Annotated in this window: 22 protein-coding genes (1 of these 22 cut by a window edge); 8 read left to right on the forward strand and 14 right to left on the reverse strand. The window is 69.1% G+C overall.

The genetic code is table 11. The annotated features are described in order from the left end of the window. Window positions 1-30: 30 nt before the first annotated feature. On the reverse strand, window positions 31-684 hold the full coding sequence (locus tag M2351_RS35850) for a chemotaxis protein (RefSeq protein ID WP_264660762.1): 654 nt from the start codon (window positions 682-684) through the stop codon (window positions 31-33). Window positions 685-767: 83 nt separating this feature from the next. Beyond that, entirely contained in the window at window positions 768-2297 is a 1530-nt protein-coding gene (gene dacB / locus M2351_RS35855) for a D-alanyl-D-alanine carboxypeptidase/D-alanyl-D-alanine endopeptidase (protein ID WP_264660763.1), read from the reverse strand. A gap of 179 nt (window positions 2298-2476) precedes the next feature. Between dacB and M2351_RS35860 the strand changes: the two genes are divergently transcribed. Next, window positions 2477-4330 carry an FHA domain-containing protein gene (locus M2351_RS35860; RefSeq protein WP_264660764.1) on the forward strand — a complete coding sequence of 618 codons (1854 nt, stop codon included), beginning with the start codon at window positions 2477-2479 and terminating at the stop codon, window positions 4328-4330. Here M2351_RS35860 and M2351_RS35865 read toward each other — a convergent pair. Beyond that, window positions 4317-5054 carry a 4'-phosphopantetheinyl transferase family protein gene (locus tag M2351_RS35865; RefSeq protein ID WP_264660765.1) on the reverse strand — a complete coding sequence of 246 codons (738 nt, stop codon included), beginning with the start codon at window positions 5052-5054 and terminating at the stop codon, window positions 4317-4319. The genes M2351_RS35860 and M2351_RS35865 overlap by 14 nt on opposite strands. 96 nt (window positions 5055-5150) lie before the next feature. Between M2351_RS35865 and M2351_RS35870 the strand changes: the two genes are divergently transcribed. Both M2351_RS35870 and M2351_RS35875 read left to right on the forward strand, forming a co-directional pair. Further along, window positions 5151-6131, forward strand: coding sequence for a phosphoribosylaminoimidazolesuccinocarboxamide synthase (locus tag M2351_RS35870; RefSeq protein WP_264660766.1), 981 nt, complete (start codon window positions 5151-5153; stop codon window positions 6129-6131). A gap of 2 nt (window positions 6132-6133) precedes the next feature. Continuing rightward, a complete protein-coding gene (locus tag M2351_RS35875; protein ID WP_264660767.1) occupies window positions 6134-7078 on the forward strand; it encodes a D-2-hydroxyacid dehydrogenase family protein in 945 nt (314 codons plus the stop codon). A gap of 33 nt (window positions 7079-7111) precedes the next feature. On the opposite strand, the gene M2351_RS35880 is transcribed toward M2351_RS35875, so the two are convergent. The 9 genes from M2351_RS35880 to M2351_RS35920 form a co-directional block, all read right to left on the reverse strand. Next, entirely contained in the window at window positions 7112-8761 is a 1650-nt protein-coding gene (locus M2351_RS35880; RefSeq protein ID WP_264660768.1) for a tetratricopeptide repeat protein, read from the reverse strand. Window positions 8762-8800: 39 nt separating this feature from the next. After that, a complete protein-coding gene (ptsP, locus tag M2351_RS35885) occupies window positions 8801-10573 on the reverse strand; it encodes a phosphoenolpyruvate--protein phosphotransferase (RefSeq protein WP_264660769.1) in 1773 nt (590 codons plus the stop codon). Further along, window positions 10563-10907: an HPr family phosphocarrier protein gene (locus M2351_RS35890; protein WP_264660770.1), complete on the reverse strand. Its 345-nt coding sequence runs from the start codon at window positions 10905-10907 to the stop codon at window positions 10563-10565. Before M2351_RS35890 ends, ptsP begins: the two co-directional genes overlap by 11 nt. Before the next feature lie 4 nt (window positions 10908-10911). Further along, window positions 10912-11313, reverse strand: coding sequence for a PTS sugar transporter subunit IIA (locus M2351_RS35895; RefSeq protein WP_264660771.1), 402 nt, complete (start codon window positions 11311-11313; stop codon window positions 10912-10914). A gap of 88 nt (window positions 11314-11401) precedes the next feature. Then, window positions 11402-12298 (reverse strand): RNase adapter RapZ, encoded by an 897-nt coding sequence (gene rapZ, locus M2351_RS35900; protein WP_264660772.1) that lies wholly within the window; start codon window positions 12296-12298, stop codon window positions 11402-11404. 35 nt (window positions 12299-12333) lie between these two features. Continuing rightward, complete coding sequence (locus tag M2351_RS35905) at window positions 12334-12795, reverse strand: HPr kinase/phosphorylase (protein WP_264660773.1); 462 nt, start codon at window positions 12793-12795, stop codon at window positions 12334-12336. A gap of 56 nt (window positions 12796-12851) precedes the next feature. Continuing rightward, window positions 12852-13316 (reverse strand): hypothetical protein, encoded by a 465-nt coding sequence (locus M2351_RS35910; protein WP_264660774.1) that lies wholly within the window; start codon window positions 13314-13316, stop codon window positions 12852-12854. A gap of 126 nt (window positions 13317-13442) precedes the next feature. After that, entirely contained in the window at window positions 13443-15164 is a 1722-nt protein-coding gene (locus M2351_RS35915) for a stimulus-sensing domain-containing protein (protein WP_264660775.1), read from the reverse strand. Between the two features lie 16 nt (window positions 15165-15180). After that, on the reverse strand, window positions 15181-15879 hold the full coding sequence (locus tag M2351_RS35920; RefSeq protein ID WP_264660776.1) for a response regulator transcription factor: 699 nt from the start codon (window positions 15877-15879) through the stop codon (window positions 15181-15183). A gap of 262 nt (window positions 15880-16141) precedes the next feature. Here M2351_RS35920 and M2351_RS35925 point away from each other — a divergent pair, with 262 nt between their 5' ends. The 3 genes from M2351_RS35925 (at window position 16142) to motA (ending at window position 20356) form a co-directional block, all read left to right on the forward strand. Next, the gene (locus M2351_RS35925; RefSeq protein ID WP_264660777.1) at window positions 16142-17029 is read left to right on the forward strand and encodes a HugZ family pyridoxamine 5'-phosphate oxidase; all 888 of its coding nucleotides are present in this window, start codon (window positions 16142-16144) and stop codon (window positions 17027-17029) included. A gap of 384 nt (window positions 17030-17413) precedes the next feature. Further along, a complete protein-coding gene (locus M2351_RS35930; protein WP_264660778.1) occupies window positions 17414-19237 on the forward strand; it encodes a phosphoenolpyruvate carboxykinase (GTP) in 1824 nt (607 codons plus the stop codon). A gap of 258 nt (window positions 19238-19495) precedes the next feature. Next, window positions 19496-20356, forward strand: a complete 861-nt coding sequence (gene motA / locus M2351_RS35935) for a flagellar motor stator protein MotA (RefSeq protein WP_264660779.1) — start codon at window positions 19496-19498, stop codon at window positions 20354-20356. 56 nt (window positions 20357-20412) lie between these two features. On the opposite strand, the gene M2351_RS35940 is transcribed toward motA, so the two are convergent. Beyond that, complete coding sequence (locus tag M2351_RS35940) at window positions 20413-21270, reverse strand: ABC transporter substrate-binding protein (protein WP_264660780.1); 858 nt, start codon at window positions 21268-21270, stop codon at window positions 20413-20415. A 252-nt stretch (window positions 21271-21522) separates the two neighbouring features. Here M2351_RS35940 and M2351_RS35945 point away from each other — a divergent pair, with 252 nt between their 5' ends. Both M2351_RS35945 and M2351_RS35950 read left to right on the forward strand, forming a co-directional pair. Then, complete coding sequence (locus tag M2351_RS35945; RefSeq protein WP_264660781.1) at window positions 21523-22527, forward strand: peptidoglycan bridge formation glycyltransferase FemA/FemB family protein; 1005 nt, start codon at window positions 21523-21525, stop codon at window positions 22525-22527. A 65-nt stretch (window positions 22528-22592) separates the two neighbouring features. Then, the gene (locus tag M2351_RS35950; RefSeq protein WP_264660782.1) at window positions 22593-22769 is read left to right on the forward strand and encodes a hypothetical protein; all 177 of its coding nucleotides are present in this window, start codon (window positions 22593-22595) and stop codon (window positions 22767-22769) included. A 30-nt stretch (window positions 22770-22799) separates the two neighbouring features. On the opposite strand, the gene M2351_RS35955 is transcribed toward M2351_RS35950, so the two are convergent. Continuing rightward, window positions 22800-23623, reverse strand: partial view of a M23 family metallopeptidase gene (locus M2351_RS35955; protein ID WP_264660783.1) — the 3' portion only. It continues 502 nt past the right edge of the window; only the last 824 of its 1326 coding nucleotides appear in the window; the start codon falls outside the window, past its right edge — the gene reads right to left on this strand; it ends in the stop codon at window positions 22800-22802.

Raw genomic sequence — 23623 nt, forward strand, 5'->3', positions numbered from 1 at the left:
ACCGGCGGGTCCCGGCGGGAGACGGCCCGTTCAGAACAGTTCGATGTCGCCCTCGATCTCGGTCGTGCGCAACCGTTCCATGAAGGAGGCTTCCGACCGTGCGATGTCCCGCACCGTCTCCTCCCCGATCAGGCGGCGCTGCGTACGCCCGCTGGTCGGAAAGAAGCGCACCGCGCGGGGCGCGGTGCCGCCGACGTCCCAGCTGATGGTCGGGATGCCCTCGGTCGCCAGATACTCCATCACGAACTCGACATTGCGCTGGCCGACGTTGGCGCTGCGGCCGCTGACCGCGTTGACGCTGGCCCCGCCGAAGATCTTGGCGCGCAGCCGGTCGCGCCGTCCGGTGACCGACAACAGCCGGTTGATCAACTGCTCCATCGCGGCGCTGCCGTAGCGCGAGGCAACGGACAGCCGGTCGTTGCCCTGGTCCGGCAGCAGGAAATGGTTCATGCCGCCGATCGCGGCGACGGGGTCGAACAGGCAGGCGGCGACGCAGGAGCCGAGCGTGGTCGTGATGATCACGTTCGGATCGTCGCTGACCACGCAGCCGCCGACCACGATGTTGACCATCTCCGCCCCAAGCCGCCGGTCGTGGTAGCGGTTGGCCGCAATGTCTCCATGCTCCACCGGACTTCCGGTGCGCCGCCGCGCTTGGCTGGTCGGCCCTGTCGGTGTCATCGGCATGGCAATCCCCGGTCGCGCGTCCCTCTAGTGTACAGCGCCGTCCCCGCTTGGCAACCGCGGCGGTGGCCGGCCGGCGCGCGATCTCACAATTGCGCAATCCACAGCGCCAGCAGGTCGGCTTGGAGCGTCCGGGCACGGGCAAGCCATGCGCGGGCTTCCGGCGGAATCTCGGCGACGCGGCGGTCCATGGCGGCGTCCATGGCGCGGCGCAGCCCCTCATCCGCCACGAAGAAGGCGAAGCCGAGCCGGCGCCCGCCGGCCGTGACCAGCGTGCCGGCCAGCGCCTTGGCGTAGGCCAGCGTGCCGGATTTGGCGTGGACCCCATGGGGCAGGATCTTGCCCTCGTCTTCGCCGGGCAGCAGGTCCCAGACGTCCGGCCCGGCCGCGCGCAGCACCGCGGCCATCTGCGCGGGCGTCACCCGCGACGCGGTGTTGAGGCCGGAGTGGTTGAGCAGGCGCCAGCCCGTCCAGTCGGTCTTGGGCAGGGCCGCCATGGGCAGGGCCGACAGCACCGCCGCCGACTGGGACAGGGTTGCCGCCCTGGGGTCGAGACGCCGGGCGGCGGCCAGCCCGATCAGCTCCGCCGACAGGTTGTTGGAATAGCGCAGCACCTGCCGGGCCAGCACGCCCAGCGCCTCGCTCCGGTGCAGGGCGGCGAGCGTGGCGGACGGCGGCACCATTCCCGGCGCCGGGGCTGGAAGCGCGATGCCGGTGTCGGCGGCAATGCGGCGGAAGACATTCGCGGCGGCCAGCCCAGGATGGGTGACGGGCAGCCAGACGCTGGATGCGGCTCCCGGCCGCGGGGCGAGGCGCCAGCGCTCCCCCTCCCGGGTCGCCCCCTCCTTGGCGGAAAACCCGTTGTTTGAGACGGGTGTGACGGTCAGCGCCTCGCCCGCGGCGATCTCCACGGCCACGCTGTCCAGCGGCACACGCCCCGCGTCGGACACCGACCACGCCGATGCCCGCACGGGTTGCCCCGGGCGAGCCGTCCAGGACAGCTGGAAGCGGTTGAAGTTGACCGACAGCGCCCCGACCCCGGTGTTGTAGCCGGCCGTCCAGGGCTGCCCGGAATCGATCTCCGGCAATTCCGGCAGGGCCGAGGTGTCGAACAGGAACCGGCCGGAGACCCGTGCGATCCCTATGGCGCGCAACTCCGCCGCCAGTTCCATCAGCCCTTCGGTGGCCAGGGATGGGTCGCCACCGCCCTTCAGGACCAGATCACCGTCGAGCACGCCGTCGCGCAGCGTGCCGGTGATGTGCAGGCTGGTCTCGAACCGGTGCTCCGGCCCCAGGATCGCCAGGGCCGCGGCAATCGTCGGCAGCTTGGCGACGGAGGCCGGGGCGAACGGTCGGTCAGCCTGCCGCGTGGCGATGGGTGCGCCATTGTCCAGATCAAACAGGATGTAGCCGACATCCTCCGCCCGGAATCCGGAGCGGGCGACAACCTCGCGGTCATCCGGACTGGAAATGGCCAGACTGGAAATGGCCGGACTGGAGATGGCCGAGCCGGGGACGCTGGCGCCAGAGAGGGTCTGGGCATGGATGGTCGCCGTGGCGGAAACCGCCATCAGGCCGACCAGCAGGACCCGCAGGGAGATGATCAGGAAGCGCATGGTCCGGCAGTCTAACGCAAAGGGCGCGGCCCCGCCGGTAGCATTCGGAGGTTTTGTCGGGGCGGAACGGATCGATTCTTGCTGCGAAAAAGGCCAAGCTCCCCTACCATAACGAGTCTAAAGGGTCCCCGCGCGAATAGGGTAAAGGCACGCTGCCAATGATGTCACGGCGTCGGGACGTGAAATTCGAAGTGGTCGTCGAACAGGGCGGCAAGCCCAACATCGACGGAGTCTTCGAGGACGAGGCGGCGGCGCGGGAACGGGCCGGCTATTTGCTGCGCCTTGCAAAATTTCCGGTTGTCCGGATCATGAAGGTCAATGGGGCGGGAAAGGAAGAGGTCATCTTCCAGAAGGCGTCCTCGGGCGGCGCCAAGACCACGACCATCTCGCACATCGACGATGCCGAAGTTTCCGCCGCCGATCTCTGTACCGATGCCCTTCAGGTCTTCTCCTTCGCCAGCCGCAAGGTGTTGCTGCGGTTGCTGCGTGGCTATTGGGACGAGCAGGCGGTGATTCCGGCGGAGCAACTTCACCGCTATTACCCGCTGCGCTACTTCGAACGCGAAGCGCTGCTGTTCAACCCGGCGATCATGCGGCTGGCCACGCTCCAGGCGCCGCTGCTGGGAATCAAGCCTTTCGACCGGCACGACCAGATCCTCCGCCTGTTCGGGGCGCTGAAGGAGCTTGCGCAGGCCTCCGACACGCTCGCCCCCTTCGATCAGGCGCTGGCGCGCGGCGGCGTGGCGGGGCTGCTGGCGGCGACGCTCGACCGTGCGCCTGAGGAGCGCGACCGGCTGGTCACCCACGCCTTCGGCGCGGTGCTGGAGCCGTGCCGCGACTGGCCGTCCAAGGTCACCGCGATCCTGCGCTTCCACGAGGAGGGTGACACCGAGAACGGTTGCGTCATCGACCAGTTTCTGGCGGAGACGGTGGACGGGCGGGAGCCGGTGCGCGCGCTGATCGGCTACGCGCCCGACCTGGGGACCGCGCTGCAGAGCCTGCTGGCGGCAATCCACGGCGACCTGGACGACCGGCTTCCCCTGACGGACGAACTGCTGGCCCTGTCCAACGCGCTGGGCGGCGGCGGCTTTTTGGAGACGCGGGGGGCGCTGCTGCGGCGCGTCCAGGGCGGATTGGGCGGGCTGACGCCGCTGACCCGGACGTCCGATTCTGCGGAGGGCAAGGCCTTCCAGGCGCTTCTGGACCGGCTGGCCAGCTTCGACGGCTATCTGGGCGGCCCGGCGATGGCGGAATCGCTCACCCGCCGGGCGAAGATGGTTTGGGGGGCGGGCGGGCAGGACGCGGCCTTCGACGCGACGGTGCAGCGGCTGGCTGGGCGCCTGCCCATGCCGGCGCAGCGCATCGGCTTCCTGCTCGACCTCGCGACTAGCCCCTTCGGCCGGCACAAGGCCAGCGTGCTGATCCGGCAGGTGGCGGGCGAGTTCGAGCGCGTGACCTCCGCCCGCGAACTGGCGGCACCCGGCGTCAGCGTGGACGAGGTGCGTGCCGGCCTGGGTCGCCGGCTGCGCGCCGCCGGCATCCCGCGCGCCCTGGCCGAGGGGCTGATCGCCAAGATCGCCTCCATCCCCGACGGGCAGCGCTCGCTCAGCACGCCGCTGCTCGGCGCGCCCGCACCATCGCCTGCGCCGACGGCGCACTCCGCGGAGCAGACGGTCGACGTGCGGGCACCAAAGGCGGTTACGGTGCGGCTGGTCCTGTCCTTCCGCGGGCAGACCCACAGGATACCGGACGATGGACCGCAGCTGGTCATCGGACGGTCGTCGCAATGCGGGATCGTTCTGGACGTTCCGTCGGCCTCGCGCCAGCACGCGTCGCTGTTCCAGCAGGACGGCGTTTTCGTGCTGGAGGATCTCAGCCGCAACGGCACACGGGTTGTGGTGGCGGGCGCCGAACCGCAGGTGCTGGCGCAGGGCGACACGATCCCGCTCGGGCCCCGCGGGGAGATCGTCATCGGCGCCCCCGAGCTGGGGGAGGAGCCCGCCCGCATCGCCTGGGAAGTCACCCGGGGCTGAACGCCTCAGCCACCGGCCGCAGCACCGGCCCCAACTCTGGATACCAGCCGGCCCCGCGCACGGCCAGCGCCGCCACCCGATCCGGGGCGGGCTTCAGGTCGAACAACGACCAATCCTCCGCCATGCCTTCGCCCAGGGACGGGTCCATCCACAGCAGCCGGGGCGGGTTTCTGGGGGTCAGCTCCACGGCGAAGCGGTCCAGCGGCATGGACAGGCCGGCCCCGTTCGCCTTGATGACCGCCTCTTTGCGGGTCCAGCCGTTCAGGAAGGCCTGGGCGCGCAGCGCCTCCGGCACCGCCTGGAAGGCCGCGTGCTCGGCCGGGGCGAAGAAACGTTCGGCGATGCCGTCGGCGTCGGGGACGGTGCGCAGCCGCTCGATGTCCACGCCGAGCGGCAGGGCGGGCGGCGCGCCGGGCGGGGCGATGGCCACCAGCACGTCGTCCTTGCAGTCGGCGAGGTTGAAGGCCGGCCCGTCCGGCAGGAAGGGCTTGCCCTGCGGCCCGTAGGCGAAGGAGAGGCCGGCTGGTTCCCGCCCCGTCGCCCGGCCGAGCAGATGGCGCAGCAGCCCGCGCCGCAGCACGCAGCGGTCGCGCAGCGTTTCGGTCCGGAATCGGGCGGCGCGCTCCGCCTCGTCGGGGGAAAGCAGGGCGCGGAAGCCCTCCAGCCGGCCCGACAGGGCGCCGAGATCGGCATACCAGACCTGAATCGCCCCGTTCCTCAGCATGCGCAGCCCTCATCCGCCGAAATCGGGATCATAACCGCGCTGGCCCTGTGCGGCGATTGCGCTATCATGCGGCTCCCTTTTGCCGGATTTGGAACCATGGTCGACACCGCCCAGCTTGCCCCGCACCTGTCGAACGTCCTGCGCGACGCCGCCATCCCCGAACTGCCCAACCATTACCGGGGCAAGGTGCGCGAGAACTACGACCTGCCGGACGGGCGGCGCGTGATCATCGCGACGGACCGGCTGTCGGCCTTCGACATCATCCTGACGGCGATCCCCTTCAAGGGCCAGGTGCTGACCCAGATCGCCCGCCACTGGTTTGAAGCGACCAAGGACCTCTGCCCCAACCACGTTCTGGAATACCCGGACCCCAACGTGGTGGTCGCCAAGCGCCTGACCATCATGCCGGTGGAGGTCGTGGTGCGCGACTATCTGGCCGGCACCACCGGCACCTCGCTTTGGACCATGTACAAGAAGGGCCGGCGCGAGATGTACGGCCACAGCTTCCCGGACGGCCTGCGCGAGAACCAGAAGCTGCCGCAGACCATCATCACCCCGACCACCAAGGCCTTCGACGCCGGCCACGACGAGGAGCTGACCGCCGCCCAGATCGTGGAGCGCGGGCTGCTGACCCAGGCGCAGTGGGATGAGGTGACAGCCAAGGCGCTGGCGCTGTTCGCCCGCGGGCGGGAGATGGCGGCGGCGCGCGGCCTGATCCTGGTGGACACCAAGTACGAGTTCGGCTTCGACGAGGCCGGCAACATCATCCTGGCCGACGAGATCCACACGCCGGACAGCAGCCGCTACTGGTTCGCCGCCAGCTACCCGGAACGCTACGAGGCCGGGCAGCGGCCGGAGAGCTTCGACAAGGACTTCGTGCGCAGCTGGGTCACCCAGCGCTGCGACCCCTACAAGGACCCGATCCCGGAGATCCCGGCCGAGGTCGTGCTGGAGGCCGCGCGCATCTACATCGAGGCCTTCGAGACCATCACCGGCCAAACGTTCGAGGTCCCCGCCGCGGTGACCCCGGTCGTCGAGCGGATCCGCGCCAACCTGGCGCCCTATGTCCCGAAGTGACCATGAAGATCGCCATCCTCGACGATTACCAGAACGTCGCCCGTGACTTGGCGGAGTGGCACCAGTTGCCGAACGGCAGTTCGCTGACCGTCTTCGACCGCCCGATCCCGGCGGACGAGGTCGCGGCCGCGCTGGAGCCCTACAGCGTGCTGGTGATCATGCGGGAACGCACGCCCTTCCCGGCGTCCCTGATTGAGGCGTTGCCGAACCTGCGCCTGCTGGTGACCACCGGCCAGCGCAACAACGCCATCGATCTGGCGGCCTGCAAGGCGCGGGGCATCCCCGTCTGCGGGACGCGCATGGTCGGCACCCCGACGGCGGAGCTGACCTGGGGCCTGATCCTGGCCCTGGTGAAGCGCATCCCGGCGGAGGAACGCGCGCTCCGTGAGGGGCGCTGGCAGACGGGCCTGACGCAGGGGTTGGCGGGCAAGCGGCTGGGGCTGGTGGGGCTGGGCAAGCTCGGCACCCAAGTGGCGGCGGTCGGCCGGGCCTTCGGCATGGAGGTGGCGGCCTGGAGCCCCAACCTGACCGACGAACGCGCCGCCGCCGCGGGCGCCACCCGCCTGGACAAGCGGGAGCTGTTCGCCACGTCGGACATCGTCAGCGTCCATCTGGTGCTGAGCGACCGCACCCGCGGCGTCGTGGGGGCGGAGGAGTTCGCGGCGATGAAGCCGACCGCCCTGTTCGTCAACACCTCCCGCGCTGGCTTGGTGGATGAAACGGCGCTTCTGGCCGCGTTGCACGAGCACCGCATCGCCGGGGCGGGCATCGACGTCTACCCGGTGGAGCCGCTGCCGCCCGGCAGCCCCTGGCTGGACGCCCCCAACACGGTGCTGACCCCGCACCTGGGCTACGTCACCCGCGAGAACTACGAGGTCTTCTACCGCGACGCGCTGGAGGACATCCTGGCCTGGCACGCGGGCAACCCGCTGCGGGTGCTGGCATAAGAGCCCTCTCCCGCCGGAGGCGGGCGAGGGAACTCAAGGTGGGGGGGCCAGCGACCGCCAATCCCTTCCGGGGGACAGCCAGTTTGGTTCGGCATGGGTGGACCAGCCGGGGAGGGGGCAGGCGAGGAAGCGGCCGGCGGCGGCCAGGGTGTAGTGCAGGACGTAGTCGATCGAGCGTTTCTCGATGCGGAACTGGTCCCACACCGCGCTGTCGGCGCGCAGGGTGGACAGGCGGCAGGCCCAGGTCATGGTCGTGCTGGAGGTGAATTTCCAGTGGCTGCCGGGGGTGCGGACGACGCGGGTTTCCTCGCCGCCTGCGCGGACGATGCGGTGCAGGCCGGACACGCGCGGGTCGATGTATTTGTCGGCGCTGTCGTACAGGGTCAAATAGTCGGCGATCTCCAGCCCCTCCCACAGCAGGGGGCGGGCGCCGGGCCAGTGCAGGTAGTCGTCCTCCAGGAAATAGACCACCGCGTCCTCGCCGGCGTCGCGTTGCAACATCAGCGACTTGGCGTGCAGGAAGGAGGCGTGGTGACCCAACCGGGTCTGCCGGATCGTGCCTTCCGCCAGGCAGCCGGCGCGAGACAGGCGGCGTTCCAGGGCCTCGATGGTCGCGGGGCTGCACTGGTCGGCCAGGACGGTCAGCTCGGCGGCGGTCGGACGGAAGACCTCCAGGAAATTGTCCAGGCACTCGAAAATGTTGGCCAGCTTGCCGGCCTTGTTCCCCTTGTCGCTGATCCGGTAACAGACGTGCAGGGTGGTGGGCACCGGCGGGGCGCGCCGCGCCTCATAGGCTGCCCAGCGGGCCTGCGGAGCCTGCGCGAGCTGGAGGGCGAGCGCCAGGTCGCAGAAGGCTTCGTCGTTGGCCGGATCGAGCGCGCGCAGCGCGGCGAAGCAGCGCAGCGACGGGCCGAAGCGGCCGGCGCGCTGGTGGGCGGCGCCCATCCCGCGCAGGGCCACCCGATGGGCGGGATCGATGGCCAGGGCGCGGCGGAGGGCGGCTTCGGTTCCGGGCGCGTCGCCGGCCTCCAGCCGCAGCGCGCCAAGGTTGGCGAGGGCGCCGGCGTGGTCGGGGGCGGCGCCGATGGCATGGCGGAAGGCCGTCTCCGCGGCCCCGGCGTCGCCGCGGCGTTGCTCCAGAATTCCGCGGCGGTAGGCGAGGTCGGCGTGGCGGGGATGATGGCCGGCACTCTCGTGTGCTGCAGCGAGAGCCTCCTCGCTCCGGCCCAGTTCGGCCAGCGCATCAACCAGGGCCAGCCAGCCCGCGGCGTTGCCGGGCGCCGAGTCCACCAGGGTCCGCAGGTGCGTGATCGCCTCCGCGTGCCGCCCGCCCGCCACAAGCAGGCGGCCAAGCCCGAGCCGCGCGGCCGGCAAGGCAGGGTTCACGGCCAAGGCTCGCTCGAAAGCCCGGCCCGCCTCCCCGGGCGCCGCCTTCAGCATGATGGCGAAATTGCTCAGTTGCTCCGCGTGGGCCGGCCGGCAGGCGATGGCCCGCCGCAAGCGGTCGACGCCCTGCTCGGCGCCGCCACTCTGGGCGTCCATCAGCCCCAGCAGGTGCCAAGCGTCCGCGGTTTCCGGATCGTCGCGCAGGATTGCCGCGCACAGCTCCCTCGTCTCCTCCCAGCGCCGCGCGATGAAGAGCTGGACCGCGGCCGCGAGCCGCTGTTGCGTTTCCGACGACATAGGTGGGACCCGCGAACCGGGTTGAGACGGTGGGGCTTGTTACCCCACCGCGTTGAAGTCGTCCAGCAGCGTCGCGATGCGGCCGCTGTCGCTCTGGTCCATGATGACGCTGGCGCGGCGGCTCGCCTCCATCAGGTCCAGCGTGCGGATGCGCCGCTTCACCACGGCGATGGCCGGCGGCACCATCGACAGGTCGCGCACGCCGAGCCCCAGGAGGAGTGCCGTGTAGCGCGGGTCGCCGGCGATCTCGCCGCAGACGGAGACGGGGATGCGGGCGCGCAGCGCCGCTTCGATGGTGAACTGGATCAGCCGCAGCACCGCCGGGTGCAGCGGGTCGTAGAGCGAGGCCACCTGCTCGTCGCCGCGGTCGATGGCCAGCGTGTACTGCGTCAGGTCGTTGGTGCCGATAGCGAAGAAATCGGCGGCGTAGGCCAGCGCGTCGGCCGACAGGGCGGCACCCGGCACCTCCACCATCACGCCCACGGGCGGCAGCGGGTCGGCGATGGCGACGCCGCGGCGGCGCAGGCGGCGGGCCACCTGGCCCATCATCTCGCGCACGCGCTGCACCTCGCTGACCGAGCAGATCATCGGCAGCAGGATGCGCAGCGGCCCGTGCACGCCCGCGCGCAGCATGGCGGCGAGCTGCGTCTCCATCAGCTTCGGCTCGCGCAGGCCCAGCCGCACGGCGCGCAGTCCGAGCGCGGGGTTGGCGGGTTCGCCGTAGCGGCCGGCCATCCAGCCGGCCAGCTTCTCGCCCCCGACGTCCATGGTGCGGGCGGTGACGGTGCGGCCCCCCATGCCCTCCACGATGGCGCGCAGCACGGTGTACTGCTCGTCCTCGTCCGGCAGGTGGTCGCGGTTCATGAAGAGGAATTCGGTGCGCAGCAGCCCGATGCCCTGCGCCCCGTTCTCCAGCGCGTGGTCGAGGTCGCGCGGCAGTTCCAGGTTGGCCTGCAGCGTGATCGCCGTGCCGTCGCGGGTGACCGCCGGCAGCTTGCGCAGGCTCTTCAGCTGTTCGCGCTCGCGTTCCCGCTCGGCCTGGCGCAGCCGGTACTCGTCCAGAGTCTCGGGCGGCGGGTCGATGATCACGCGGCCCTGCACGCCGTCCACGATGACGGTGACGCCGTTCTTGATGCCGGTCAGCAGGCCGGCGGCGCCCAGCACGGCCGGCAGGCCCAGCGAGCGCGCCATGATGGCCGTGTGCCCCTCCGCCCCGCCCAGCACGGTGGCGAAGCCGGCGACGCGGCGCGGGTCCAGCAGGGCGGTGTCGGCGGGCGTCAGCTCCTCCGCCAGGATCACCGCCCCAGGGGTGAGCATGGAGAAGGCCGTGTACTCGTGCCGCATCAGGTTGCGGATCAGCCGCCGCCCGACCTCGCGCACGTCGGCGATGCGCCCGGCGAGGTAGCTGTCCTCCATGCCCGCGAAGGTCTGGGCGATGGCGGCGATCTCCGCCTGGACGGCGGCTTCGGCGTTGACGTGCTCCTCCTGGATGCGGCGTTCCACGCCACGCGTCAGGCGGGAGTTGGTGACCATCGCCAGATGGGCGTCCAGGAGGAAGCCGATCTCCTCCGACGCGGAGCCCGGCAGCACCAGCGCCTTGCTCTTCAACTTGCGGATCTGGCGCCGGGCTTTCCCGCAGGCCTCGGCGAAGCGCGCCGCCTCGGCCTCCACCTGCTCGGCGGTCAGGCTGTATTCGGGAACACGGACGGCGCCGCTCTCCACCACATGGGCCGGACCGATGGCAATGCCGGGCGACACGCCCAGCCCGCGCAGCGACCGTCCCTGGCCGGCGGCCGGAACGTCAGTCTTCATCGAACTTGCGCGTGATCAAATCGACGAGGGCGGCCACCGCGTCCTCGGCTTGGCGGCCGTAGGCGCACAGCTCCACCGACGTGCCGGGGCCGGCGGCCAGCATCATCAGGCCCATGATCGATTCGCCGGACACCTGCGTCTCGCCGCGGCGCACCTCCACCTCGCAGTCGAAGGTGGCGACCAGCTTGACGAACTTGGCGGCGGCACGGGCGTGCAGGCCGCGCTGGTTGCGGATGGTGACGGTCTGGCAAATCTCGGGGTTGTGCCCACTGGTCATTTGGGCGCTGTTCATCTGGGCGCCCTCGGTGGGCGTCTTCTCGTCTGGGTTGGTCATCCGGTCATCCGTCCGACAGCAGGGAAGAGGCGACGTTGATGTATTTCTGCCCGGCCTCGCGCGCCGCGGCGACGGAGTGGGCCAGGGTTTCCTGGCGGCGGACGCTGGCCAGCTTGATCAGCATCGGCAGGTTGACCCCCGCGATCACCTCCACCTTCGCCTTGTCCATGATGGAGATGGCCAGGTTCGACGGCGTCCCGCCGAACATGTCGGTCAGCACGACGACCCCCGACCCGTCGTCGACCTCCGCCACGGAATTCAGAATGTCCTGGCGGCGCTGCTCCATGTCGTCATCCGGACCGATGCAGACAGCCCGCACCTGCTGCTGCTCGCCCACCACATGTTCCAGCGCGGCGATGAACTCTGCCGCGAGGCGTCCGTGGGTCACCAGAACCATACCGATCATGGGACATCCTTCACTTTGGGATCCTCCAAGGCCACGCCTGTTCCCGTTTTTCACCGACCGGACCGCTCGTTCCCGCACACGCGCCCTCTCACCCGGCGCGCGACGACTGGCGGTCCAATTCCCGATGGCTCAACCCGACCTTGAGGCCCAATTCCTTCAACCACGCCGCCAGCCGCTCCGCGACGAACACCGACCGGTGCCGTCCCCCCGTGCAGCCGACCGCAATGGTCAGGTAACTCTTTCCTTCCTGGTTGTAGCGCGGCAGGAGCGGCTGCAACAAGTCCGTCAGATGGCGGAAGAAGGCGTCGAAATCGGGGTCCCCCTCCACCCGCGCCGCCACCCGGGCATCCAGCCCGGTCAGGGGCCGCAGGTCCGGATCATAATGCGGGTTGGTGAGAAAGCGCACGTCGAACACGAGGTCCGCCTCGCGCGGCAATCCCAGCCGGAAGGAGAAGGAGGTGACGAAGACCTGCAACGCCGTCTGCGCGTCGATCTGGAAATTGCCGGCGAGCAGGCGGCGCAGGTCGTGGATCGACAGCTGCGTGGTGTCGATGGTGACGTCGGCTTCCTGCTTCAGCGGGAACAACAGGGCGCGTTCGCGCTGGATGCCGTCCGGCACCGGCCGGTCGATGGCCAGCGGGTGGCGCCGCCGCGTCTCGGTGAAGCGGCGCTGCAGCACCTCGTCGCCACAGTCCAGGAAGACCAGCCGGACGTCCAGGTCGTCGCGCGCCTTCAGCGACTCGACCTGCTCCAGCACCGCGTGGGCGGAGAAGTCGCGCGTGCGGCTGTCGATCACCAGCGCCAGCGGGCGCTTTCGCGGGTCGGCCTGCTCCAGCAGCGCCGGCACCAGCGACAGGCGCAGGTTGTCCACCGCCTCGTAGCCGAGGTCCTCCAGCGCCTTCAGCGCCACGGACATGCCGGCGCCGGACATGCCGGTGACGAGGACGAGCCGGCCGTGCTGGCGGGCAGACGGATTGGACGGCATGGAGGGGTTCGGCGACTCCGGAGGGGGCTGAAGGGTCATGGCCGTGCCGAAGCCTCTCCTGCCGGAATAACCCCCAGCGTGCCGGCCTGCGCGGCGGCGGCGGCAAGCCGCAGCTTGGCGGGGGTCGACGCGTCGAAGGCGCAGAGCGACAGGCGCGGCACAGGGCGGTCGAGCAGGAGCGCCGTCTCCGGCTCCGGCAGCCGTTCCACCCGGTCGCGCGGGACGAGGTCGACGACGAGTCCCACCTCCGCCCCGTCCGCCGTGGGGACAGGCAGGATGCCGACTCCGCGCGCTTCCAGCAGACCGGCCAGCGCCGCCGGCGCTGTCGCCATCAGTCTGCCGTGAACCATGCGCAGCTCCACCTGATCGTCGGCCACCAAGCGCGCACCCCCGTCGACCAGCCGCAGGGCCAGATCGGATTTCCCGCTGCCGGACCGGCCGCGCAGCAGGACACCGATGCCCGAAATCAGGACGCAGGTGCCGTGTATCGTCACCATGATCCCGCGAAGGTGAGGCGTTGCGCGGGTTCTGTCAATGGGATGGAGAAAATGCGTTATTTCTCGGAGCCGACATGCCCCGGTATGTCTGTCCCGTCGCCCTCGCCGCCGTCCACCGCGGGGCCCGCCGGGGCATCCCCGGGGTGACCAAGCGGGATGCGGCGGTCGACGCGGATCCGTTCCAGCTCCCGCACCAGGGAGTCGCGGCGGCGGATCATCTCGTCCAAATCGTCCAGTTCCGCGGCCTCCTGGCAGGCGTCGCGGAAGTCCTTCTCGCGCTTCAGCCGCACCAGCAGAACCTTGTAGCTGTCGGCGATGTGCGACAGGTGCCGCTGCGCGCCCTGCAGGGCCTCGGCCAGTTGGGTCCGCTCCGCGACGGAGGCGCGCATCAGCCGCGCCAGCTCGTTCTGCTGGCCGCTGGCGTTGCGAATCAGCCGGGCCAGCCGGTATCGGCGGAGGTCGATGACCTGGGCGGTGACTTGGGCGGGGACCTGGGCGGTCGCAGGCGCTGTCTCGGACATGACCCCTCGTGAGTGCGGACGAAGGCCAGCCGGCCGGCGGAGCGGTGCGTGACCGCAAGCAGCATCCGTTGTGCACTCGCGATTGTCCAGGCGGTTCGCGGCCAATGCAACTTTGCCGCACCTTTGTCAGGGGCGCGGCAGCTGTACGGTGAACTCGGCGCCCGCCACGTCGCCGTCCGGGCCGCGGCGGTTGGCCGCGGTGATCCGGCCGCCGTGCGCCTCGACGATCTGCTTGGAGATCGACAGGCCGAGTCCCGAATGGGTGCCGAACTTCTCGCCCGCCGGCCGTTCCGTGTAGAAGCGCTCGAAGATCGCCTCCTCCTTCCCGTCGGGGATGCCGGGGCCGTCGTCGGTGACGGTGACCTCCACCATGCCGCGGCTGCCGTTGCCCGTGCGCCGCACCGCCACGCGGACGAGCCCGCCCGGCGGCGAGAAGGACAGGGCGTTGGCGATCAGGTTCTGGAACACCTGGGTCAGCCGCCCCTCCAGCCCCGGTACGGTCAGGCCGCCGCCCGGCGGCACGTCCACCACAACCCGGGGCACCACCACCCGCGGCGGGTTCGCGTTCTCCGCATCCTCCGCACCCTCTCCTTGGGCCGAGGCCGCCGTCGCGCGGTGGATGTCGGCCAGCATGCCCAGCATGGCGCCGACGTCCACCGGCTCCGGCTCGGCGCGGGACAGCTCGGCGTCCAGGCGCGAGGCGTTGGAGATGTCGCTGATCAGCCGGTCCAGCCGCTGCACGTCGTCGGCGATGATCGCCATCAGCCGTTCCCGGCGGCCTGGGTCCTGGATGCGGTTGACGGTCTCCACCGCGCTGCGCAGCGAGGTCAGCGGGTTCTTGATCTCGTGCGCGACGTCGGCGGCGAAGCGCTCGATGGCGTCCATGCGCGCCCACAGCGCGGCGGTCATGTCGCGCAGCACCCCGGACAACTCCCCGATCTCGTCGCCGCGGCCGGTGAAGTCGGGGATCTCCGTGTGGCGGCCGTGCCCGGTGCGCAGCCGGTCGGCGGCCTGGGCCAGCCGGCGGACCGGCCGTGCGATGGTGCTCGCCAGATAGAAGGACAGCCCCACCGTGACCAGCAACGCCACCGCGAAGACCTTCAGGATGTCGAAGCGGACGGAGCGGATGGCGTCGTCGATGCCGACCCCGCTGCGCGACAGCAGCACCGCGCCCAGCACCTCCTTGTAGCGCTGGACGGGAACCGCGACGGTCAGCAGCAGGTCGGCGCGCTCCCCGCGCGACTCCAGGCGCCAGACCGTCTTGCTGTTCTCGCCGGCCATCGCGCGCTCCACGTCCGGCGGCACGGAATCCTTGCCGGACGACCGCTCGCGGTAGAGCGGCAGCCCCTCGCGACTCGGCACCACGTCGATGAAGCGGCTGTAGAGGTCGTTGACGGTGCGCGACACCGCGTCGCCAGCGGGCGGGGGCGGCAGTTCGCGGATCTCGATCTTGCCGGGGGAGCCGGTCAGCACGCGGCTGTCCGACAGGAGATGCCCGTCCGCGCCGTACAGGCGGGTGTGGGTGTCCGTCGCCAGCGCCAGGCGCCGGACCATCTGGCGCCCCAGTTCCGGCGACAGCTCGTAGCTCTCCCGTCCCGTCTCGGCCTCGTCGGTGCCGCGCTGCACCGCGCCCTCGCCCAGCGCCGAGGCGAAGATGCGCGCCTCCGTCTCCAGCGCGTCCAGCTCCGCCTGGACCAGCCGGTCCTGGTAGCGGCCGAGATAGAGCAGCCCGAGCACCAGCAGCGCCAGCGCCAGCACGTTGACGGCCAGGATGCGCAGGGTCAGCGGCGACACGCCCCAGCGGCCCCGTCGGAGGATGGCGGGACGGGCGGGCTTGGACCCCGCCATTCCGGCGGCCGGCGCCTTACTCCTTGTATCGGTAACCGACGCCATAGAGCGTTTCGATCTGGGAGAAGTCGGGGTCGATGGCTTTGAACTTCTTGCGGAGTCGCTTGATGTGGCTGTCGATGGTCCGGTCGTCGACATAGACGTTCTCGCCATAGGCCGCGTCCATCAGCTGGTCGCGGCTCTTCACGTGGCCCGGCCGCTGGGCCAACGCCTTCACCAGCAGGAACTCGGTGACCGTCAGGTCGATCGGCTGGCCCTTCCAGGTGCAGGAATGGCGGGCGCCGTCCATGGCCAGCGGGCCGCGGGTCAGGACCTGGCTGGGATCGGCCACCACCGCCTTGTCGCGGGTCAGCGTCTCCCGCCGCAGCAGCGCGCGGATGCGCTCGATCAGCAGGCGTTGCGAGAAGGGCTTCTTGATGTAGTCGTCCGCGCCCATGCGCAGGCCCATCAGCTCGTCCACCTCGTCGTCCTTGCTGGTCAGGAAGATGACCGGCATCTGGCTTGACTGGCGCAGCCGCTGGAGAAGCTCCATCCCGTCCATGCGCGGCATCTTGATGTCCAGCACGGCCAGGTCGGGCGGGCGCTGGGTCAGGCCGCGCAGGGCGTCGGCCCCGTCGGTGTAGGTGCGCACCTCGAACCCTTCCGCTTCCAGCGCCATGGAAACGGAGGTCAGGATGTTCCGGTCGTCGTCCACCAGCGCTACGGTGTGGGACATGGTCCTCGGCTTCTCAATGCGGCTTCCCAGTTCAGACTCTCGGCGTTCAGCGGATCCGCCTATTGCCTTTGCCCGATACAGAAGAGTGGTTCCAACTTATTTCGAAAAGCGGTCTGACCTTTTCGCCATGTTAGCCATATGGCGACCCAATGGCATGACGCGGCAAGTTTTTGCTTTTCCCGACGTATTTTTCTGGGCCAATATGGCACCAATGCGGCGCCGGAGAAACGGCGCGGCGCGGGAGAACGCATTCGTTTTGGGCATGAGTTCCGACCAGCCTTCCAACGCCGGCGGCCCCAGCGGTCCGGGCGTGTCCGCGTCGTCCGACGCTTCCACCGTGGCGGCCTCCTCCGTGACGGCGGGCGACGCGGCGCGGCGCGTTATGCGCGCCGTCGACCGGGCGGCGCTGGCGACCGCGCTTCGTGGTGAGGCGGAAGGCTGGCCCTACCCGTCGCTGGTGCAGGTGGCGCTGGACCTGGACGGCACGCCGCTTCTTCTTCTCTCCACATTGGCGGACCACACGAAGAACATCGCGTCCGACCCGCGAGTCGGGCTTCTGTTCGACGGCACCCTGGGGCTGGCGCAGCCGCTGGCCCAACCACTCGCTGGGTCGCGGGTGTCGGTGATCGGCCGGGCCGAGCGGTCGGAGGAGCCGCGCCACCGCGCGCGCTTCCTGGCGCGGCATCCCGCCGCATCCTTCTACGCCGGCTTCGGCGATTTCGCGATCTACGCGGTTTCGGTGGAGCGGGCGCATCACGTCGCGGGCTTCGGGCGCGTCCATTGGATCGAGCGCGCCGATCTGCTCCCCTACGCCGTCCCGGCGGCCCTGGCCGAGGCCGAGGGCGACATTCTGGCGCACATGAACGCGGACCACGCGGACGCCGTCCGGCTCTACGCCACGGTGCTCGCCGGCGTGTCCGGTGGAGCGGCGCCGAATGAAACAGCGGAACAAGGCTGGACGATGACCGGACTCGATCCGGACGGCTGCGATCTCCGCTGCGGCGGCACCATCGCGCGGGTTGATTTCGATCAGCGCGTGGATGACCCCGCGAGTGCTAGGGTCAATTTGGCCGGGCTTGCCCGACGGGCCCGCCAAACCCTGCCCCCCACCGGGACCACCGGCGTGGGAACGGGGAGCCCCGGACTCTGATCGAGAGAGTGAGACGTCAAACCACGACGCCGCGCAAAGCGGCGCGCACCAGCGCAACCAGGAGAAAACGTCAGTGGACCATAACGGACCGACTTGTCGCCGTTCCGGGTATGTGGCTCTCGGGCCTCCCCGTTCTTGCCGATCCAGGGAACCGGATGCGCCGGCCGCGCGCATCGGTGTGCTCGCCGTTCCCCCTTTCTGTGGGTGATGGTGCGCCGCCCCGCCCCCGGGCAGGCGGCGATGCAATGAACCGGCGGTGAACACCGCCATCGTTTGGCGACGGATTCCATAAGGGTCGGAACAGGCCCGTCCGTCAGAACCTCCGGCGCCGCGCCCTGATGTCGCAGGACGGCGGAACGCCGGGGATGAGTTGAGAGGCAAAGGATGACCGGAACGACGCGCACGCGGAACAAGAAGCTCCTGGCTTGGGTCGAGGAGATCGCGACGAAATGCAAGCCCGAGCGGGTTTACTGGTGTGACGGATCGCAGGAGGAGTACGACCGTCTCTGCGGCGAGATGGTCGCATCGGGCACCTTCATCAAGCTGAACGAGGCGAAGCGCCCGAATTCCTATCTCTGCCGGTCCGACGCGGGCGACGTGGCCCGCGTGGAAGACCGCACCTTCATCTGCTCCGAGCGCAAGGAAGACGCCGGCCCGACCAACAACTGGGTCGCCCCGGCCGAGATGAAGGCGAAGCTGGACGGCCTGTTCGAGGGCTGCATGCGCGGCCGCACCATGTATGTGGTGCCCTTCAGCATGGGCCCGCTGGGCTCCGACATCTCGCACATCGGCGTGCAGATCTCCGACAGCCCCTACGTCGCGGTGAACATGCGCCTGATGACCCGCATGGGCCAGAAGGTGCTGGACATCCTGGGCGACGGCGACTTCGTGCCGTGCCTGCACTCCGTCGGCGCGCCGCTGGAGCCTGGCCAGCAGGACGTCGCCTGGCCGTGCAACGCCGAGCACAAGTACATCGTCCACTTCCCCACGGACCACTCGATCGTGTCCTACGGGTCGGGCTACGGCGGCAACGCCCTGCTCGGTAAGAAGTGCTTCGCGCTGCGCATCGCGTCCTCCATGGGCCGCGAGCAGGGCTGGCTGGCCGAGCATATGCTCATCCTCGGCGTCGAGAGCCCCGAGGGCGAGAAGACCTACGTCGCCGCCGCCTTCCCGTCGGCCTGCGGCAAGACCAACTTCGCCATGCTGGTCCCGCCGGCCGAGTTCGACGGCTGGAAGGTCCGCACGATCGGCGACGACATCGCCTGGGTGAAGCCGCAGCCGGACGGCACGCTGCGCGCCATCAACCCGGAAGCCGGCTTCTTCGGCGTGGCGCCGGGCACCAGCATCAAGTCGAACCCGAACGCGCTGAAGACGCTGAACGCCAACGTTATCTTCACCAACGTCGCGCTGACCGACGACGGCGACGTGTGGTGGGAAGGCCTGACGGACGAGAAGCCGGCGCACCTGATCGACTGGCAGGGCAACGATTGGACGCCGGAGTCCGGCCGTCCCGCCGCGCACCCGAACTCGCGCTTCACCGCCCCGGCCGAGCAGTGCCCGTCGATCGACCCGGCTTGGGAGGATCCGGCCGGCGTTCCGATCTCCGCCTTCATCTTCGGCGGCCGCCTGTCCAAGACGTTCCCGCTGGTGTTCGAGGCCTACAACTGGCGTGAGGGCGTGTACTGGGCGGCGACCATGGGCTCGGAGGCGACCGCCGCCGCCGTCGGCCAGGCCGCCATCCGCCGCGACCCGTTCGCCATGCTGCCCTTCTGCGGCTACAACATGGCCGACTACTGGAACCATTGGCTGGCGATGGAAGGCCGGGTGGAGAACCTGCCGCGCATCTACCGCGTCAACTGGTTCCGCAAGGACGAGAACGGCAAGTTCGTGTGGCCGGGCTTCGGCGACAACATGCGCGTCCTGAAATGGATCGTCGATCGCGTCCGCGGCCGCGCGCCGGAGCCGGCGAAGAGCCCGTTCGGCTACATGCCGCATTACCAGGACCTGAACTGGGCCGGCCTGAGCTTCGCCGAGGACAAGTTCCGGAAGATCATGGACATCGACCGGAAGGAAGCCGAGGCCGAGGCCAAGGACCAGGAAGAGCTGTTCAACCGCTTCGGCAGCCACCTGCCGAACGAGATCGAGCAGCAGCGCGTCGAACTGCTGAAGCGTCTGGAAGCCAGCCCGGACGTGTGGCGCATCGGCTGAACCCTGGGCTCCGGCCGGACGCTATAAACGGTAGGGGAGGGGCCGCCTTCGGGCGGCCCTTCTTCATTTCCGGGGTACTCCCTTCGTGACAGGGGCGGCGGTCACCGGTAGGATCGGACCGAAAATTTACAGGCCCGTGTCTTGAGGAGTTTACAAAAACTCAAGAGGTTTTCCCGTCATTGTAGCGGCGGAACGGAAACGGGCATCGACGGCCGGCCGGCGGGTGCTGACCGTGTGGGCGCTGGAGGACGGTAAGACATGTTCGTGATCATCGGCTTCGGCGTCGTGCTCTTCTGCGTGTTCGGCGGCTACGTCATGGGCGGCGGCCACATGGGCGTGCTGTGGCAGCCCTTCGAATACTTGATCATCCTGGGCGCCGCCGCCGGCGCCTACCTGATCGCCAACCCGAAGAGCGTGGTCACCCACACGGGCAAGGAGATCGGTCACCTCTTCAAGGGGCCGAAATACAAGAAGGACGACTACCTCGAACTTCTGACGATGATGTACCAAGTCTTCAAAATCGCGAAGACCAAGGGCCTGCTGGCGCTGGAGCAGCACATCGAGAAGCCCGAGGACTCCCCCCTGTTCCAGCAGTTCCCAAAATTCTACGCCGATCACCACGCCATCGCCTTCCTCTGCACCTACCTCCGCCTGATGTCGCTGGGCGCCGACAACCCGCACGAACTGGTGGACCTGATGGACGAGGACATCGAGACGATGCACCACGAGCACCAGCGCGTGTCCGACGCCATCCAGGCGGTGGCGGACGGCGTGCCGGCGCTGGGCATCGTGGCGGCGGTGCTGGGCGTGATCCACACCATGGGCTCGATCACCGAGCCGCCGGAAGTGCTGGGCAAGCTGATCGGCGGCGCGCTGGTCGGTACCTTCACCGGCGTGCTCGTGGCCTATGGGTTCGTGGCGCCGATCGCCAGCGGCCTGAAGAACGTCTACCACGCCGAAGGCAAGTACTATCAGGCGATGAAGACCGGCCTGATCGCGCATCTGTCCGGCTACGCACCGGCCATTTCCGTCGAATACGCGCGCAATGTGCTGGAGCCGGAGTACCGACCAACCTTCGCCAACGTCGAAGAGGCGACATCCGCGCTGCCGCCGGCGTAGGGCAGGGGAGGTGGGAACCACGCCGTTCCGTCAACCTCCCGCGCCCCTTTCGTCGATCAGTTTTCCAGGAGAGCGTCGGCCGGCACCGTGATGCGGTGGATCGCCGCGGCGGCCTTCGACACAACCATCTTGGGCTGCGGCAGCACGACCGGCAGGGTCCGTGCGTCCGCGCCCTTGAGGATGCGGTCAGCGACGTCGGCCGCGGCGGCCCCCATGTCGGCCAGCGTGGGCGCGTAGGCGGCGAGCCAACCATTGGCCGTGTAGGACTGCGTGCCGCCGAGCAGCGGAATGCGGTCGCCGACCGCCGCCTTGATGGCGTCGGCCTTCGTCGAGAGATAGCTGTCCGCGCCCGCGTAGAGCGCTTCGGCCCGCAGCGATCCGGCCTTGATCTCCTCCAGCGTCTCGTCCAGGGCGGGGCTGGCAGGACCGACCCGCCGGGGAATGACCTGCACGCCGTGGGCGAGTCCCCATTGGGCGACCTGCTCGGCGATCATGTTGGAGTTCGGTTCCTTGGGGTTGAAGAGGACGATCATCGACTTCAACGGCAGCAGGCGCTGGAAGGCGTTGAACTGGTCCGCGATCGGCACCCCGTTGGTGACGCCGGTCACGTTGGCGCCCGGCCGGTCCATGGCCTGGACGAGCTGGGCTTCGACCGGGTCGAAAACGACGTTGAAGACCACTGGGATCCGGTCCTTCACGAAGTTGGTCGTGACGCGCGTCGCGGTGGTGCCGAAGCTGTAGATGGCGTCGAATTTTCCCGATTCGATGTCGCCGGACAGCTCGCGCAGGTGCCTTGACAGGGTATCGCGATCCTGGTTCGAATCCAGCACCACGGTGTCGGCGTTCGCCTCAAGCGTCTTCAACCGGTTGAGAAAGGCCGCGTCCGGCTCGGTCATGCCACGCCACAGCAGCATCAGGATCTTTTTATCCGCCGCCGCTCCTTCGTTGGCGGCAGTCCCGACGAACGCCAAAGCCAACAGAACGATTGTGAAAAATCTTTTGCACATCATGCGTTTCCTTGGAAGAATGTTCGACAACGAACGGCTACTGTTCGCGCAAACCTCGATGGTTTTTGCATGGCCATCACTAAGGAATTACGAAATTCTATACGGATTTCCGGGTCGGATATTGCTCAGAATCTCAATTCTATGACTCGAAGGACTTGTATGCAGACGAATGTTTCCATAAGTTGGAACGACGGCACCATGGGCGAATGGGCCGCGTGCTTCGCTCAGGTGTCCCGTTCGACACTGCCGCAATGCTTCGGCTATGCCCAGGCCATGGGGCGGACTCATGGCTTCGTGCCACGTCTCGGCTTGATCCGACGGGATGGGGAGCCCATCGGTCTCGTTCAGATTCTGGAACGTCGCCTGCTGCGATTGTTCCGCCAGCGCCAGATGCACCGCGGGCCGCTGTGGTTCGACGGCGTCGCGCCGGACGCGGCCACCTGCGAGGAGACATTCCGCCTCCTGCGCCGTGCCTGCCCGGACAACCCGCTCAGCCGGGCCAGCCTGCTGCCGGAACTGCCCGCCGACCCGGAAACGGCTGCGCTGCTCGACCGCTGCGGGTTCCGGCGTTTCGGCCCGGGTTACCGCACGGTGTGGCTCGACCTCAGCCGCAGCGAGGAAGAACTGCGCGCCGCCATGGCCCGCGATTGGCGCCAGCGCTTGAAGGCGGCGGAGAAGGCCGGGTTGGTCGTCGACCTGGATTGGGAGGCGAAAAACCTTCCCTGGCTGATGAAGCAGGAGCATGACCAGGCGCTGACCAAACAGTTCCGGCCGATGACCGGGCCGCTCGCCATCCGGATCCGCAACGCTCTGGTCAAGGGTGATGGTGTAAAGGGCGATGGCGCAAAGGGCGATAACAAGAAGGGCGGCGTTCTGATGGCCGCGGCCCTGGAAAGCCGGGCGAAGGACGCCAAGCCGGTTGCATGCGGCCTCTTCTACGTCCATGGCCGGTCGGCCACCTACCAGATCGGCTGGGCGAACGACGCCGGGCGCAAGAGCGGGGCTATGCGCCTGGTGCTATGGCGGGCGGCGTTGGCCCTGAAGGCGCGCGGGGTTGATTGGCTCGACCTCGGCGGCATCAACCCGGAGAGCGCCCCCGGGGTGACGGAGTTCAAGCTCGGCACGGGAGGGCAGGCGATCGAGACGATCGGTCTCTACCGGTAGGCGACAGGCGGGCGTTGATTCGTCCCGCCGCTTGCAGCATCCTGAGCCCGCACAAGGAGGCGCGCATGGCCGACGACAAAGGCATGACACCGGAAGAGGCCCAGCTCGCCATCGCCAAGGCGGCCCAGCGCCAGCCGAAAGTCCAGGCGGTGCGCGACCGCCTGCGGAAGATGGCCGAAGACGAGGAGAAGGGGCTGCAGGTCCTGGCCTCGGCCATCCGCAAGCTCCTTCACCAGGAATAGATCGTCCGACGCCGGAGCGACAGCCGGCCGTCAGCAGGTCGTCGCCTTGGTGCAGCTCTTGTCGTCGTGGCCGCCCGGGTTGCGCGCGAGTTGCATGCCGCTGCGCGCCTGCTCGAACGACTTCTCCACCGACCGGACCGTCTGCTCGAAGGCCTGCAACTCGCGACCCTCCAGCTTTTCGCCGGTGGGCAGGTCGACGCTCTTCGGGTTCACCTGCTGGCCGGCCTTCAGCACCTCGTAATGCAGGTGCGGGCCGGTCGAGCGGCCGGTGGTGCCGACATAGCCGATGACGTCGCCCTGGTCGATGCGCGCACCGCGCTTCGTGCTTTTGGCGATGCGGCTCAGGTGGGCGTAGGCCGTGGAAATCTGGGTGTTGTGGCGGATGCGGATGTAGTTCCCATAGCCGCCGTGCGGCCCAACCTCCTCCACCACGCCGCTGCCGGCGGCGAAGATCGGCGTTCCGGTCGGGGCACCGAAGTCCATCCCCTTGTGCATCTTGCTGAAGCCCAGGATGGGATGGTGGCGCATCCCGAAGCCGGAGGTGATCCGGGCGCCGTCGATGGGTGTGCGCAGCAGGGCGCGGCGGATGCTCTCGCCCTCACGGTTGTAGTAGTCGATGCGGCCGTCGCGGCTCTTGTGCCGGAAGATCGGAAACTCCTCACCGCTCAGCACCAGCGCCGCGTACAGGATGTCGCCCTCGCCGGCGACCTTGCCGTCGGCGGTCACCAGGCGCTCGTACAGCACTTCGAAGCGGTCGCCGGGCTGAAGGTCGCGCTGGAAGTCGATGTCGTAGGAATAGTCCTTGATCAGCGCCATCATCACCGAAACCGGGACGTTGGCCGCACTGCCCGCCT

The organism is Azospirillum canadense (assembly GCF_025961225.1).
GTDB lineage: Bacteria > Pseudomonadota > Alphaproteobacteria > Azospirillales > Azospirillaceae > Azospirillum > Azospirillum canadense.